Source organism: Baaleninema simplex PCC 7105 (assembly GCF_000332355.1).
Classification (GTDB): Bacteria; Cyanobacteriota; Cyanobacteriia; order Cyanobacteriales; family Geitlerinemataceae; genus Baaleninema; species Baaleninema simplex.
The window spans coordinates 178,445-192,870 of sequence record NZ_KB235962.1 but is presented as its reverse complement, the minus strand read 5'-3'; the positions used below and the strand labels follow the sequence as shown (position 1 = coordinate 192,870).

Genomic DNA, 14,426 nt, shown 5'->3' with positions numbered 1-14,426 from the left:
TCTTCCCCACACCCCCCCTTCGCCCCCCTTTGAAAGGGGGGTTGGGGGGATGGTTGGGGGAATAGAGGGGCTGGTCGGTTTGGGAAAAAACAGTATTTGAGTCCGAGCGGAGTCGAAGCGTTGAGATTCGGATTCCCTATGAGAAAAAACGACAACTGTGTTGAGGAAATTGTGTCGAAACAATGTTGCTCTTACAAAACGAACGGCCTAAAAAGACTCAGCCCGTCCGGGTTGCTTGGTTGGATATTGCAAAAGCTTACGGCATTTTTCTCGTTTTTTACGGGCATTTGTTAGAAAGTTTTGTCGATCTCAGATATTTGGAATTATTGCCTTCATTAAAGTTCGTTCATTCGTTTCATATCCCGCTATTTTTTGTGCTTTCGGGATATGTTTATAAAGATAAGTTAGATCGGTTCGGGCATTTTTTTAAATATCATGCGTTGTCGCGTTTGTTGCCGGTTGCTGTCTTTAATACAGTTGGGTTGGGCGTTGCGCTGTTATTTCCCACTGGCGGACAGGTCGATTGGAACTTAGAAGCTTATCTATTTCATTGGCTGAAACTCGTGCGCGGATTTCCTGTATTTAACGCGGCGACTTGGTTTTTAGTTTGTTTGTTTGTTGTCGAAATTTTTCATTTTGGAGCGAAACGATATCTGCGATCGACGCCGAGAATTTTTGGAGCGGCGATCGCTTGTTCTCTCGTCGGTGCGATTGTCAATTGGAAGTTCGATCTCGTGGTTTCGCTGACCGGAATCGAACGAGATGTCTGGTTTGTCTACGAGGCGATCGTGGCGTATTCGTTCTATTTGTTCGGGATCGGATGCGCCCGCATTCGACTGTTTGGCGGCGACGGTCTCGGTCAAATCGATCGCAAACGTAGCCTAGTCGTGGCGATCGCGGGTGTGGCGATCGCACTGCTGACCTTCGACCTCAACACCGGGCCGTTTCGCGGGTCGGTCGATATCGTGTCGATGGCAGTCGGGAGTTACGGCCAATGGTGGGGATTCGTCCCGACGGCCTTAGCCGGAGCCTTGGCCGCGATCGCGATCGCCCAACTAACCCCGGCCGTTTTTCCCCTGCTCGATATCGGTCGCAGCACCTTGATTTTACTGGGTTTAAACGGCATCCTCGACGATAGCTTCAACCTCTCGATCGTGCGGGCGATCGCTCCTTACTTCGACCTCAACCACAGCGGAACCGCCAACCTCCTGGCGTTCGTCCTGGCCGTGCTGTCCCTTCTCGTCGCCTGGCCGGTCGCCAAACTGTTAAACGCCACCGTTCCGCAACTCGTGGGGCGGCCGAAAGCACGAGGGCCGTGGTTGAATCCGCTCGTACGATAGCGTTCCGGCCGCGCGATCGCGAGCTTCATCAAACCTTCAAAAACCGTTGGACAGCGACCTTCGGTCGAGGGAACGGGAAACGGGGAACGGGCAACAGTAGGGGGTTTTGGTTAGATGCGATCGCACTCCGAATCGAAAAATCCAAAACCCGTATAAATACGGTTGACACTCGGCGATCGATTTTATTGTTTTGATGAAGATACGGAGAAACGCTTGGCAATCCGAGAATCGATCGCGTACGCTACAGGAACAATAGCCGTTTGACGACGCGAACCCCGAACTCGCGTCCGCATATCTATCGAACTCAAGGGGCAACCGATGCAGTCTCCCATCTCGTTTCTCCCACAAAATCATTTTTCACAAGTTACCGAACTCCTCCAACTCGAAGCCGAAGCGATCGCCAAAGTCGCCGAACAACTTCACGCCGAGGAAGTCAATAAAGCCGTCAACTTAATGGCGAACTGTCGCGGCAAAATCGTACTGTCCGGGGTGGGAAAATCGGGGATCGTCGCCCGAAAAATCGCCGCCACCCTGACGAGTATCGGGGTCGTAGCCGTATTTCTCCACCCCGCAGAAGCCCTACATGGCGATTTGGGGATCGTATCGGGAGACGACATCGCGATCGCCTTGAGTAACAGCGGCGAAACCGACGAAGTGCTGGCCATGTTGCCCTGCTTGAAACAGCGTAAGGTTCCGATCGTCGCCCTCGTCGGCAACGTGCGATCGACCCTCGCTCGCAACGCTGACGTGGTTCTCAACGCCACCATCGAAAAAGAAGCCGGTCACTTGCACCTAGCCCCCACCACCAGCACCACCGTCGCCATTGCCCTCGGAGACGCCTTGGCTATGACGGTGATGCAACTTAAAGGATTGACTCCAGAAGATTTCGCCCTCAACCATCCCGCCGGACGGCTGGGCAAACGGTTGACCGTGCGCGTGTCTGACTTGATGCACGGCGGAGACGACAACCCCGTCATCGAACCCGAAGCAAGCTGGCTCGATGCCGTCACGCAAATTAGTAAAGGCGGACTCGGGGCGGTGAACGTCATCGACAGCGATCGCCTGATCGGAATTATTACAGATGGCGACTTGCGGCGGGCGATTCAAAAAATCGATCCCAGCGAGTTAGCCCAACTGCAAGCCGGTCAAATCATGACGCGCAACCCCATTGCTGTTACGGCCGATATGCTGGCGTACAATGCCCTGAAAATTATGGAAGACCGCCCCTCGCAGATCGCCGTGTTACCGGTCATCGATAGCGATCGGCGCTGCATCGGACTGCTGCGACTGCACGACATCGCTCGGAGTGGCTTGCTGTAAGCTTACCCTAGAGCGCGGTGGCTCTTCGCTGCCTCGCTTCTTGGGTTTTAAACCCTGACTTTGACATCCCTTCGCATTGACTGCGGGACTGATGCCATTGCCGAGTTGTTGGGACCGCTTACGTTTGGGATTCCCCTCTAACCTCAAAGGAGCTAGAACACCCAATGTTGTTTCTACAAGCGAGTTGCCCCACACGCCCCCAGTGCTACAGTTTGCGTGTTTCGCGCCAACACTTGCCTACTCCACGACCGTTTCTGCGTAGCGACAGTGCCTTTAGCAATTTCGGCATGGGTTAATTGTATCGTCCTTCGGCGGCTCGAGCCGCACGAGACTTCAGCGAGGCGTTCGACGAGCCGTCGATGTTCGTCCCCGTAGTGTTCTAAAGACGTGTTGCTCTCCAATCTCCCAAATTTTTAACGTGAAAATTCTCGCCGTCATTCCCGCCCGCTACCAATCTCAACGCTTTCCCGGTAAGCCTCTCGTGCGACTGGGGGAGCGTCCGATGGTGCAGTGGGTATACGAAGCCGCCTGTCAGTGTCCCCTGTTCGATCGCGTGGTCGTCGCCACCGATAACGACAAAATTGCCGATTGCGTGCGCGAGTTCGGAGGTCGTGTCGAAATGACGCGAGACGACCATCTAACCGGTACCGATCGCGTGGCGGAAGTGGCCGAACGCTACCCCGAAATGGAAGTGGTGGCCAACGTTCAAGGCGATCAGCCCTTCGTCACGCCCCAATCCCTTTCGCAACTCCTCGATCCCTACCTCCAAGGGGAAACGCCGGAAATGACGACGTTAGGCTGTCCCCTCGACTCTGAAGCAGATTACCGCGATCCCAACACCGTGAAAGTGTTGTGCGACGTGCGAGGACACGCCCTGTATTTCTCGCGCGCTCCCATTCCTTACTATCGCAATCGCGGTTCGGCCCCGGTGTACCATCACTTGGGATTGTATGCGTTTCGACAGGACTTTCTCGCCGAGTATGCCAAACTGACGCCAACCCCTCTCGAACAGTGCGAAGGACTCGAACAGTTGCGCGTTCTCGAACACGGATACGCGATTCGCGTGTGTCAAACCGAAAAAGCCGCGATCGAAATTAACACGCCGGACGATTTAGACAAAGCTCAGCTGTATATCCAATCGAGGTAGTTTCCCATGCAACCTATGCAAACCCTTGCACGGATAGGCGATCGCGTTCGGAATCTCGCAAGGCCGTCTCAGTTCGTTCGCAGCGTAACCCAAAATCGAGCCAACCTACGGGATAACGATGTAATTTTGCTGTCTTATCCTCGCTCGGGGAACAGTTGGACGCGTCATCTCATTGCCGATATGATGCTACAGCATCACGGCGTTTCTACCTCGACATTGCACGAAAACGAGTTCGAGCGATGGGTGCCTTCAATTTATAAAAATAACTTGAGAGTTACCCGAGATCCGAAAAATTGTCTTCCCTATCGCGTGGTAAAAAGCCACGAATGGAAAGATGCAGACAATCGCAAAACGATTTACATTTTTCGGAAAGCCTCTGATGTTTTGAGCTCTCAATACTACTTTTTACGAAACCACCCGCAAACGTCAAACGTGGAAAAAGTCTCAGGTTTCTCAGTCGATGAGTTTTGCCTCCAAAACCTGCCTCGCTGGATCGACCACGTTCGACGAGCGATAGGCGCTTGCGATCGCCAACCTCGATCGATTGCTTGGGTTTGCTATGAGGAACTCGATCGAAATGCAACCTCAATTTTAAGTAGAATTGCAATTTTTTTGAATCTAAATCTCGATCGAATAAACTTTCAAAAAGCCGCAGACAATCAGTCGTTTAAAAATAGAAAAAAACTTTTAAAACAAAGAGATCTAAAACAACTCAGATATAACCTTCGTCGAGGAAAAACGGGTAGTTCTCGCCAAGATCTCTCTCCCGAGAGCGTCGATTGGATAAGTCGGCAAACTCAGGAAATTTACGATCGCGCCCTCGATTGCAGCCGCGATTTTCTAAAACCCCGTTAATTTTTACGTCGATCTTACCGACTTTCTACTCGAAACCAGTTATTTTACAGTATCGATCGAACCGTTCAACCTTTATTATGATTCGCACTCAAATTACAGAAACCCTCGCCATCGGCGACGGCCAACCCCTAACACTCATCGGCGGCCCCTGCGTCATCGAATCGGAAGACTTTACCTTAAAAATGGCCGAAGCGATCGCCAAAGCGAGCGATCGACTCGGCATCAACTATATTTTCAAATCCTCCTTCGACAAAGCCAACCGCACCTCGATCGATTCCTTTCGCGGACAGGCGATCGATAAAGGGTTGAAAATTCTGCAACGGGTCAAGGACGAGTTCGGACTGCCCGTGTTGACCGACATTCACGAAAGCTACCAAGCCGCCCCCGTCGCCGAAGTGGTGGACGTTTTGCAAATTCCCGCCTTCCTGTGCCGTCAAACTGACCTTCTCGTGGCGGCGGCGAAAACCGGACGGGCGATTAACGTCAAAAAAGGTCAGTTCCTCGCCCCTTGGGACATGAAAAACGTGGTGAAGAAACTCGAAGCGGCCGGTGCGACCAAACTCCTACTGACCGAACGGGGAACCAGTTTCGGCTACAACGCCCTCGTCGTCGATTTTCGCAGTTTGCCCCAAATGCGACAACTGGGCTATCCCGTCGTCTTCGACGCCACCCACAGCGTCCAAATGCCGGGAGGTCAGGGGACTAAATCCGGCGGACAGCGAGAATACGCCCCGGTTTTAGCACGGGCTGCGGCCGCGGTGGGTATCGACGCCCTATTTATGGAAATTCACGAAGATCCCGATCGCGCCCTCAGCGACGGACCGAACATGATTCCCCTGGCGCAACTCGAAAACGTACTGCGTCCGATTTTGCGCGTGCGCGAAGCCCTCAACGAAACCGCGATTCCCGTATTAGCATGACCGTCGATCTCAGTGACAATTTGCGCGATCGCTTCGCTCGTGTCGAACTGCTGGCCTTGGATGTAGACGGCGTTCTCACCGACGGCGGCCTGTACTACAGCGACAGCGGCGAACAGATGAAAAAGTTCAACGTCAAAGACGGCCAGGGCATCAAACTCGCCCAAAAAGCCGGAATCGACATCGCCATTATTAGCGCCAGCGGTGCGTCGGCGACGCGCCACCGGGCCAAAACCTTGGGAATTGCCCATGTTTATGTGGGGATTGAGGACAAACTTTCGACGTTACAAGGGTTGTGCGAAACCTTAAACCTCGATCGCGATCGAGTCGCCTACATCGGAGACGACGCCAACGACATTCCCGTTCTCGAGTGGGTGGGTTGTCCCCTGACTGTCGCTGATGCCATGGCCGCAAACCTCGAAGTGGCGGCCTACGTCACCCGCAAATGTGGCGGCGAAGGAGCAGTTCGGGAAATTTGCGATCTGCTGGTGGCCTGTCGTCAAACCAAGAGTTGACGATATCGCGTCGGCTAAAACGAGGTCGGACGGCTGAGGACGAAGGATTTACGAGGGAAGAAAGCAGCGATGGCTAAAGTAACAACTTGGTTGAGACAGGCGTTCAAACCCATTGAAGAAACCCTCCTCGGTGACTATTACTTTTCGCTGCAAGACTATCTCTCTTTTGCCGACAAAGGGCGACTGTTACAAAAAGCGTTTCAGTCTCGAGTCTCGTCGGCGTCAGAGGCGAAACCCGAAATTATCGTTCTGCTCTACTCTAAAGCCGGAGAGCGATTGCTCGTTCCCCTCCTGGCGAATTTATGTCGGCGATCGCCCGTGGAAACTGGAGCGATCGCCGTCACCGTCGTTTTTCTGCCCAACGTCCATCAGTTAACCCTGACCCCCGCGACGCAAGCGACGTTTGAAGCGTTGGGAATTACGCCAGAAACCGACTATTTCCCCTTAATTCGCGCCTGCAAACATCCCGACAACAAACTCGTGGTGATGTGTCTCGATCACCGCTACCTTTACGACTTCCATCGCTGCGGCGTCGATACGGCCGATCGCCTAGCCAAATTCGGCGTGAAAACCCTCTCGATCCAACATGGGGGAACGCGATCGGATTGCGTTCGCGGTTTGGCCACCGCCGCCTCAGACGTGGTGTTGGTTTGGGGAAAACGGGTACAGCGGGAGTTACGAGATAAGTACGATGTCGAAGACTCGAGAGTGCGATTGGTGGGCAACCCCCTCCACGATCGCATCGCGAATTTAGTGGCTGAAAACGTTCGAGCGACGCTGTTTCGACTGTATCCCGACACCCAAACCCAACTCGCTGGAAAATCCCTGGTTCTCATCGCGACCTGTCTGCACAGCGAGTATCGCGAATACGACAACGAACCCCAGTTATATCGAGATTACATTCGGGAACTCTATCGAAATCTCCCCTTCGATCGCGCGTTCGCCATCGTCAAAATGCACCCCCTCGATAGCCAACACCCGAATTTATATCGAGAGGCCGCCGAAGCGTTGGGCGTCGAAGCGTCCGTGTTAGTTATCGAACCGGAGGTGTCCGAACTCGACGTTTATCGCTTGCTGACCATCTGCGACGTACTGGTGACACGATGTTCGACCGTGGCGGAAGAAGCGCTGATGATGGGTAAAAAAGCGATCGCCTTCGATTTGTTTGAAGACGGGCCGTCTTGCGGGTACAAACACCTCGAAGAATACGGCAGTTATACGACCGCGTATCCAGAAACGCTGCGATCGACCCTGGAAACCGCTCTGACGACCCCTCAACCGACGGTCGAATTTCAACAACAGGTGGTCGAAGATTTAACCTATGCCCTCGACGGACGATCGAGCGATCGCGCGGTCGATGAAATTTTAAAACAACTCGACATTTCCAACCCTTAATGCGCCATTTATGAAAAGCATCGCCTTTATCGATACCAATCACGGCAGCGGCCATCACCTGACTTATATGCGCGGGTTTTGCAAAACGATGCTCGAGGCTGGGTATCGCGTGTTTTGCTTTTACCCCGATCCCGATGCGGTGAGCGACTGGCTCGAAGAACGCGGCACGAACTCCCTCGAATTCTTCCATCCGGTGGAGATGTCCAAACTCAAACAGAAAGACATTCCGTTTTTCGGGCAGTTTCCCGAAAACCTGCCCGTTCTCGGTCGATTGCCCCAGCCGATCGCCGTGTTAGCCCGTTGGAATTACGCCGCCCGCAAAATTCGCGAAGCCACTGAAACCGTCGGAGTCGAGCCAGATTTGGTGTTTTTCAACTGGCTAGATAACTATTTCAGTTACTATCTCAGCGGCGCGATCGTCGATCGCATTTTTCCTTATCCTTGGTCTGGGTTGTACTTTCGTCCCGGTTCTCTGAGATTCGGCGATCGCAAACTTCCTCTGTCGAACGTTTCCCTCGATCACTGGGCGATCGCCAAAGCATCTCGCGCTCAGGCGTTAACGCTCCTCGACGAAGACATCGCCCAACAACTTCAAGGGCAACTTCCCCGACCGGTCTTTCCGTTTCCCGATTTTACCGACGAAACTCCACCCCAATCCAATTACGAACTGGTACGGGAAATTCGCGAGAAAGCCAAGGGTCGCAAAATTATCGGACTCATCGGTTCCTTGAGCAAACGCAAGGGCTTGTTAACTCTAATGGAAGTCGCCCGGAGATCGAGCGATCGAGACTGGTTTTTCGTCTTTGCCGGGCCGCTGTCGATGGCGATGTTCAACCAAGACTTCGATCGCGACTTGAACGACGACTATGTGAAATTTAAAACCTTCGCCGACAACCATCCTGAAAATTGCTTGTGTCGTTTTGAATCGATTCCCGACGACGGTTCGTTTAACGCCGTTATCGACTGTTGCGACGTACTGTTTGCGGCTTATGAAAACTTCCAATACAGCAGCAATATCCTAACCAAAGCAGCCTTGTTTAAAAAACCGCTCGTCGTCAGCAAAGGATACTGCATGGAACGGCGAGTTCGACGGTTCGGCATGGGGACGAGTATTCCCGAAGGAGATGTCGAAGCCTGTACCGACGCCTTAAATCGCTTACTCGAGGGGACGCACGACGATTCGCTGTCCTTCGACTTCGACGGCTACCTCAAACAACACTCGATCGCCTATCTCGAGAGCGTTCTCAAGACGATATTAGGAGATGTTGCATCTGCCCCGCCCGTTAACGTGTCCCTCGATCCCCTTTGCTCTTAACTGACTATGCGGCCGCTCCTTCTCAGTACATCAGACATCGGAGGTGGTGCTGCTCGTGCGGCCTACCGACTTCACCAGGGCTTACGCGCGATCGGCGTTCCGTCGCAGATGCTCGTGCGGGCGAAATCCAGCGGCGATCGCAGCGTCGTCGCCGACAAAAGCCTGTTAACCAAACTCGGGCCGCCCTCGACGGGGCTACCGCTGCGAAAGTATCCCCAGCGAGAACGCCAACTCTTCTCTACCCAATGGTTTCCCGACAACATCGCCCGTCGGGTTAAGGAGTTCGACCCCGATCTCGTCAACTTGCACTGGGTTTGTAACGGCTTCGTGCGGATCGAAACGTTGTCCAAACTGAACAAACCCCTAGTGTGGACGTTACAGGATATGTGGCCGTTGACCGGCGGGTGTCACTATAGCGGACGCTGCGATCGCTATAGTGACAACTGCGGTCGCTGTCCGCAACTCAAGAGCGATCGAGACAACGATCTCTCTCGTCGCGTGTGGAAACGCAAACAGAACGCCTGGCGCGACGCGAACCTCACCATCGTTACGCCCAGTCGCTGGATGAGCGACTGCGTCAAAGCCAGTTCTCTATTTCGCAACCGACGCGTCGAAACGATTCCCTTTTGCCTCGACACTCAGGTTTATCGTCCCATCGATCGCAAAGTGGCGCGGGACTTGCTGCGACTCCCCCAAGACAAACAACTCGTTCTGTTCGGGGCGATCTCCGCCACCGCCGATCGCCGCAAAGGATTTCACTTGCTGATGCCCGCGTTACAGCAACTCAGCCAAAACGGGTGGGGCGAACGGGTCGAGTTAGTGGTGTTCGGCGCCGAGGCTCCCGACGATCCCGTGGATTTAGGGTTTAACGCTCACTACCTGGGCAGCTTCAGCGACGATTTATCCCTCGCGGTGGTCTATTCCGCTGCTGATGTGATGGTGGTTCCCTCTATCTACGAATCCTTCGGGCAAACGGCCTCGGAAGCCCTGGCTTGCGGAACGCCCGTCGTCGCCTTCGACGCCACGGGGCCGAAAGATATCGTCGATTCCCACGAAAACGGCTATCTCGTCAAACCTTACGATATCGACGACCTCGCCCGAGGGATCGCGTGGGTACTCGAAGACGAAGAACGTCACGACAAACTGCGTTACCAAGCTCGGCAAAAGGCAGAAGTCGCCTTTCCCCTCGATCGACAAGCCCGTCTCTATCAATCTCTTTTCAATCAGTTAATTGCAGAGGCAAGGCGAACGGAGTGAAAAGGGAAAAGTTGTTATGAGGATAAGGGGGACAAGGGGAATAAGAGAAACCTGTGGAGTCGGTGCGTGACAAGTTGGCGGGTTGGGCAGCATATTTTTCGTGTCTTTAGGTCACGCACCCTTGTATGTTGGCGGTGTACATTGGCGGTGCGTGACAAAGCGATCGGTCTCAGGATTTATACCCGATTTTTCAAGTCACGCACCCTACAGTGAAATAAAACGTTATCAATTCTTGATGTTGCGAACTTATCATGCTGTTTAATTCCTACACGTTTATATTTGGGTTTCTGCCCGTTGCCCTCATCGGCTTTTTTGCCATTAACCGTTGGGGATACGCTCGGCTCGCCATTGGATGGCTGGTGGCGGCGTCGCTGTTCTTTTATGGATGGTGGAATCCACCCTATTTACTGCTGCTGCTGTTTTCGATCGCCTTTAACTACGCTGTCGGACGGTTCTTAAGTCGCGATACCCTCACGGCTTCCGTTCGTAAATGGGGACTCGTCGGCGGAATTGCTGTAAACCTCGCGTTGATTGGCTATTTCAAATACGCTAACTTTTTCGCTTCCATTGCCAACGACCTGTTGGGAACGACGTTCGATTTCGGGGCGATCGTGTTGCCCCTGGCGATTTCGTTTTTTACCTTTCAACAAATCGCTTATCTCGTCGATGCCTATCGCGGCGAAACGAAAGAATATAGTTTTTTTAAGTATAGTTTGTTCGTCAGCTTTTTTCCTCAATTGATTGCTGGTCCGATCGTCCATCACGACGACGTAATTCCACAGTTTTCTCAGGGAAAAATATTAAAGTTCGACAGCGACGATATGGCGATCGGATTGACGACTTTTTCCATCGGTTTATTTAAAAAAGTCGTGTTTGCCGACACCATCGCCACCTTTGCTAATCCTGTATTCGACGCGGCAGCGAACGGCGCACAAATCGGCTTCGCTCAAGGTTGGGTCGGTGCCTTAGCCTATACGTTACAACTGTATTTCGACTTTTCCGGTTATTCTGACATGGCGATCGGGGCAGCGCGATTGTTTGGAATTCGTCTGCCACTCAACTTTAATTCGCCCTACAAATCTGTCAGTATTGCTGATTTTTGGCGACGCTGGCACATGACGCTATCTCGGTTTTTGCGAGATTATCTCTACATTCCCCTCGGTGGAAATCGTAAAGGCGAAACGCGACGCTACGTCAACTTAATGGTGACGATGCTGTTAGGGGGATTGTGGCACGGTGCGGGTTGGACGTTTGTATTGTGGGGTGGATTGCACGGATTTTATTTAGTCGTCCATCGCTGGTGGGAGAAAAATACACCCTCCGTTCGAGCTTGGTGGTATCGTCTCGGCGCACAGTCGGTTACGTTTGTGGCGATCGTCGTCGGTTGGGTGTTGTTTCGTGCGACGGATTTAGCGGCTGCAACGGCGGTATTGCAGGGAATGGTAGGACTTAACGGTTTCGATGCGATCGCCTCGCGAGATGCGGTGGTGTGGATTGTCGCGCTCTTAGGTATCGCATTTTTCGCCCCCAACACGCAAGAATTCATTTCGGATACCCTTCCCGAGATTGAAGATGCTGCGGAAACGGCGTTGGTGAAAAGCCGACGGTGGCAGTGGACGCACGAACCTCATTGGGCGTTATTTGGTGCGACGGCGTTAGTGATTGCTGCGTCGTTTATTTCCCAAGAAAATGAGTTTATTTACTTCCAGTTCTAAAGCGATCTCCAGTTTTTAGATAAACGCTTTCCTCTGTTGCAAACCCATGATGAAATCTTCACAAGCCTACGTTCGTAAATATTTAACCTTTGCGGCTACGGGATTTTTAGGATTGGCGTGTTTTAACTTTGTCATCGATCCGCAACATTTATTTCGTGCCGTTAAAATCGAGCGATTCAATCAGGAAAAATACCAAGTTTCTGAACCCGTATTACGAACGGTGAAATCCCTCGATCTCGAACGGGGAAATTACGACACGCTGATTTTAGGAACTTCGCGCACTCACAACGGCATCGATCCGCGACATCCGATATTTGAGGGATCGTCTGCGTACAACGCTGCTTTAGAAGGTTCGCATATTTACGAAATTCGCGAGGTTTTAAGGTTTGCGATCGCACACCAGTCCTTAAACACCGTAATCTTGGGATTGGATATGGGAAGTTTCAGCATCAATTGGAAGCCCGGAGAAGATTTTAGCAAGTCTCGATTTGTCGATCGCAACGTCTATTTGACCTATCTCGATCGCCTGATTTCTCGTCACACGACGATCGACTCTTTGAAAACCATCGCTAAAAACGCGATCGACTACGAACAGGACATCATCGAAACCGATCGCGGTTTCAAACAACGTCAACCCAAATCTATTAACGCCCGCAAGCTGTTTCGCGAAGAACTCAACTATTCTCTGGCTGGCGTCGAAGAAACGGATGTTAGCATTCCAGCATTTTCTGAAGACACCCTCTACGTTTTACGAGATATTATCGCCGACTGTCGGGAACATAACATCGAACTCAAGGTGTTTATCTCCCCCGTTCACGCGCGACAACTGGAAAAAATGCGAGAATTGGGACGCTATAAAGACTTCGAGAATTGGAAACGGGAACTCGTCGCGATAGTTGAAGAAGATGCTCGCCGCCACTCCCAAAACTCGAGAATTCCCCTGTGGGATTTTAGCGGCTATAACAGCATTACTACCGAAGCCGTTCCCCCCGAAAACAGTTCCGAACAAATGCGTTGGTATCTCGAAGCCTCACACTATAAAAAGGAACTCGGCGATGTGATTCTCGAGGCGATCGCGGACGATTCTCCGCGTTCCGATCGCCTTCCGGCGGATTTCGGCGTTTTACTCACGGGAGACAGTCTCGAAAGCCATTTAGCCTCGATTCGTACCGCAGGCGATCGCTACCGACAAGCTTACCCCCACGAAGTCGCTGAAGTGGCCCGAGCCGTTCGCGACGCCCTCGGTTATACCGTCAGCAGTGAGCCGTGAAGATCGGTAGGGTGACCCTACCGAAAATTTTGGGGTTAGAGCCTCGCCCCCTTCGACTTGGCTCACTTCGACAAGCTCACTTCGACAAGCTCACTTCGACAAGCTCAGTGCAAGCAGTGCAAGCAGTGCAAGCAGTGCAAGCAGTGCAAGCAGTGCGAGCAGGGCAAGCCTTCTAGGGCGGCTTTTGAAAATCCTGTTTTTTGTGCTAAAATATTCAGAACAATCAAGTCAAACGACGATGCTTGTTCTCGAGTTCAAAGTCAAAGGTAAACCCCACCAATACGCAGCGATTGACGAAGCGATCCGAACCGCACAGTTCGTTCGCAACAAGGCACTGCGCTATTGGATAGATAACCGAGGTGTTAACAAATACGACCTCAACAAATACTGTCGAGTCCTGGCTCGAGAGTATGGCTTTGCCCGAGAACTCAACAGCACGGCTCGTCAAGCCTCAGCCGAACGCGCTTGGTCGGCAATTTCTCGTTTTTTCGAGAACTGTCGCAAGTCTGTTCCTGGACACAAAGGATATCCCAGGTTCAAAAAGAACAGTCGTTCCGTCGAGTACAAAACTTCCGGTTGGAAGTTACTCGACCCCAAGCATATTGTCTTTACGGATAAGAAAAATATAGGACGACTAAAACTGGTTGGAACTTGGGATTTGGCGTTTTACAGTACAGAACAAATTAAACGGGTTCGACTGGTTCGCAGGGCTGACGGTTACTACGCACAGTTCTGCGTTAGTGTCGAGGTTCGAGAAACACTCGAACCGTCAGGAAATACCGTGGGGTTGGATGTCGGACTCAAAGAGTTCTACACCGATTCAAACGGACAGACTGAACCGAACCCGAGGTTTTACCGAAACGCTGAGAAAAAGCTGAAACGCGCTCACCGAAGGGTGGGCAAAAAACAGAAAGGCTCTGCTAACCGAAAAAAAGCCGTCAATCGACTCGGGCGAGTACACCTCAAAATAAGTCGGCAACGTGAAGAACACGCCAAGAGACTGGCGCGTTGCGTAATCCAATCTAACGATCTGGTGTCCTACGAAGATTTGAGGATTAAGAATCTGGTGAGAAACCACTGTCTCGCCAAGTCGATTCACGATGCGGGTTGGTATCAGTTTAGGAAGTGGCTCGAACAATTTGGAGAGAAGTTTGGCAAGATTACCGTGGCGGTGAATCCTGCCTATACCTACTCAAAAATGTTCGAGTTGTGGTGCGATACGTTCAAAAATCTCTTTCGACGAGAACCCATGTTTGTCAGTTGTGGTTTTGAGTTAGACAGAGACCACAATGCCGCCATCAACATCCTGAACGCTGCCTTGAGTACGGTAGGGCATACCGGAACTTCGGTTCGGTTTCGCTCACCGAGCGCAGTCGAGGT

The 14,426-nt window shown here is 52.2% G+C and carries 12 protein-coding genes; all 12 read left to right on the top strand.

Annotation, left to right across the window (positions count from 1 at the left end; translation table 11 throughout):
- Positions 1 to 182: 182 nt before the first annotated feature.
- The gene (locus GEI7105_RS0126085) at positions 183 to 1,340 is read left to right on the top strand and encodes an acyltransferase family protein (RefSeq protein ID WP_017663312.1); all 1,158 of its coding nucleotides are present in this window, start codon (positions 183 to 185) and stop codon (positions 1,338 to 1,340) included.
- A 318-nt stretch (positions 1,341 to 1,658) separates the two neighbouring features.
- The gene (locus GEI7105_RS0126075) at positions 1,659 to 2,660 is read left to right on the top strand and encodes a KpsF/GutQ family sugar-phosphate isomerase (RefSeq protein WP_017663310.1); all 1,002 of its coding nucleotides are present in this window, start codon (positions 1,659 to 1,661) and stop codon (positions 2,658 to 2,660) included.
- 418 nt (positions 2,661 to 3,078) lie between these two features.
- A complete protein-coding gene (gene kdsB / locus GEI7105_RS0126070; RefSeq protein ID WP_017663309.1) occupies positions 3,079 to 3,807 on the top strand; it encodes a 3-deoxy-manno-octulosonate cytidylyltransferase in 729 nt (242 codons plus the stop codon).
- 15 nt (positions 3,808 to 3,822) lie between these two features.
- On the top strand, positions 3,823 to 4,662 hold the full coding sequence (locus tag GEI7105_RS0126065) for a sulfotransferase domain-containing protein (RefSeq protein ID WP_017663308.1): 840 nt from the start codon (positions 3,823 to 3,825) through the stop codon (positions 4,660 to 4,662).
- Between the two features lie 77 nt (positions 4,663 to 4,739).
- A complete protein-coding gene (gene kdsA, locus GEI7105_RS0126060) occupies positions 4,740 to 5,582 on the top strand; it encodes a 3-deoxy-8-phosphooctulonate synthase (protein ID WP_026097979.1) in 843 nt (280 codons plus the stop codon).
- Positions 5,579 to 6,094 (top strand): KdsC family phosphatase, encoded by a 516-nt coding sequence (locus tag GEI7105_RS0126055; protein ID WP_017663306.1) that lies wholly within the window; start codon positions 5,579 to 5,581, stop codon positions 6,092 to 6,094. Before kdsA ends, GEI7105_RS0126055 begins: the two co-directional genes overlap by 4 nt.
- Positions 6,095 to 6,163: 69 nt before the next feature.
- The gene (locus GEI7105_RS0126050; RefSeq protein ID WP_017663305.1) at positions 6,164 to 7,489 is read left to right on the top strand and encodes a UDP-N-acetylglucosamine 2-epimerase; all 1,326 of its coding nucleotides are present in this window, start codon (positions 6,164 to 6,166) and stop codon (positions 7,487 to 7,489) included.
- A 10-nt stretch (positions 7,490 to 7,499) separates the two neighbouring features.
- Entirely contained in the window at positions 7,500 to 8,804 is a 1,305-nt protein-coding gene (locus GEI7105_RS0126045) for a glycosyltransferase family protein (protein WP_017663304.1), read from the top strand.
- Between the two features lie 6 nt (positions 8,805 to 8,810).
- A complete protein-coding gene (locus tag GEI7105_RS0126040) occupies positions 8,811 to 10,061 on the top strand; it encodes a glycosyltransferase family 4 protein (RefSeq protein WP_026097978.1) in 1,251 nt (416 codons plus the stop codon).
- Positions 10,062 to 10,312: 251 nt separating this feature from the next.
- Positions 10,313 to 11,776 carry an MBOAT family O-acyltransferase gene (locus tag GEI7105_RS0126035; protein WP_017663302.1) on the top strand — a complete coding sequence of 488 codons (1,464 nt, stop codon included), beginning with the start codon at positions 10,313 to 10,315 and terminating at the stop codon, positions 11,774 to 11,776.
- Between the two features lie 46 nt (positions 11,777 to 11,822).
- Entirely contained in the window at positions 11,823 to 13,046 is a 1,224-nt protein-coding gene (locus GEI7105_RS33995; RefSeq protein WP_144054055.1) for a hypothetical protein, read from the top strand.
- A 238-nt stretch (positions 13,047 to 13,284) separates the two neighbouring features.
- A partial coding sequence (locus tag GEI7105_RS32590) for an RNA-guided endonuclease InsQ/TnpB family protein (protein ID WP_245555504.1) occupies positions 13,285 to 14,426 on the top strand: 1,142 nt, incomplete at its 3' end.

What these genes read in the sequence shown, in the direction of transcription:
- kdsA (WP_026097979.1), top strand. Translation starts at nt 4,740, where the DNA reads ATGATTCGCACTCAAATTACAGAAACCCTCGCCATCGGCGACGGCCAA.
- GEI7105_RS33995 (WP_144054055.1), top strand. Translation starts at nt 11,823, where the DNA reads ATGATGAAATCTTCACAAGCCTACGTTCGTAAATATTTAACCTTTGCG.
- GEI7105_RS0126035 (WP_017663302.1), top strand. Translation starts at nt 10,313, where the DNA reads ATGCTGTTTAATTCCTACACGTTTATATTTGGGTTTCTGCCCGTTGCC.
- GEI7105_RS0126040 (WP_026097978.1), top strand. Translation starts at nt 8,811, where the DNA reads ATGCGGCCGCTCCTTCTCAGTACATCAGACATCGGAGGTGGTGCTGCT.
- GEI7105_RS0126055 (WP_017663306.1), top strand. Translation starts at nt 5,579, where the DNA reads ATGACCGTCGATCTCAGTGACAATTTGCGCGATCGCTTCGCTCGTGTC.
- GEI7105_RS0126075 (WP_017663310.1), top strand. Translation starts at nt 1,659, where the DNA reads ATGCAGTCTCCCATCTCGTTTCTCCCACAAAATCATTTTTCACAAGTT.
- GEI7105_RS0126050 (WP_017663305.1), top strand. Translation starts at nt 6,164, where the DNA reads ATGGCTAAAGTAACAACTTGGTTGAGACAGGCGTTCAAACCCATTGAA.
- GEI7105_RS0126085 (WP_017663312.1), top strand. Translation starts at nt 183, where the DNA reads ATGTTGCTCTTACAAAACGAACGGCCTAAAAAGACTCAGCCCGTCCGG.
- GEI7105_RS0126065 (WP_017663308.1), top strand. Translation starts at nt 3,823, where the DNA reads ATGCAAACCCTTGCACGGATAGGCGATCGCGTTCGGAATCTCGCAAGG.
- GEI7105_RS0126045 (WP_017663304.1), top strand. Translation starts at nt 7,500, where the DNA reads ATGAAAAGCATCGCCTTTATCGATACCAATCACGGCAGCGGCCATCAC.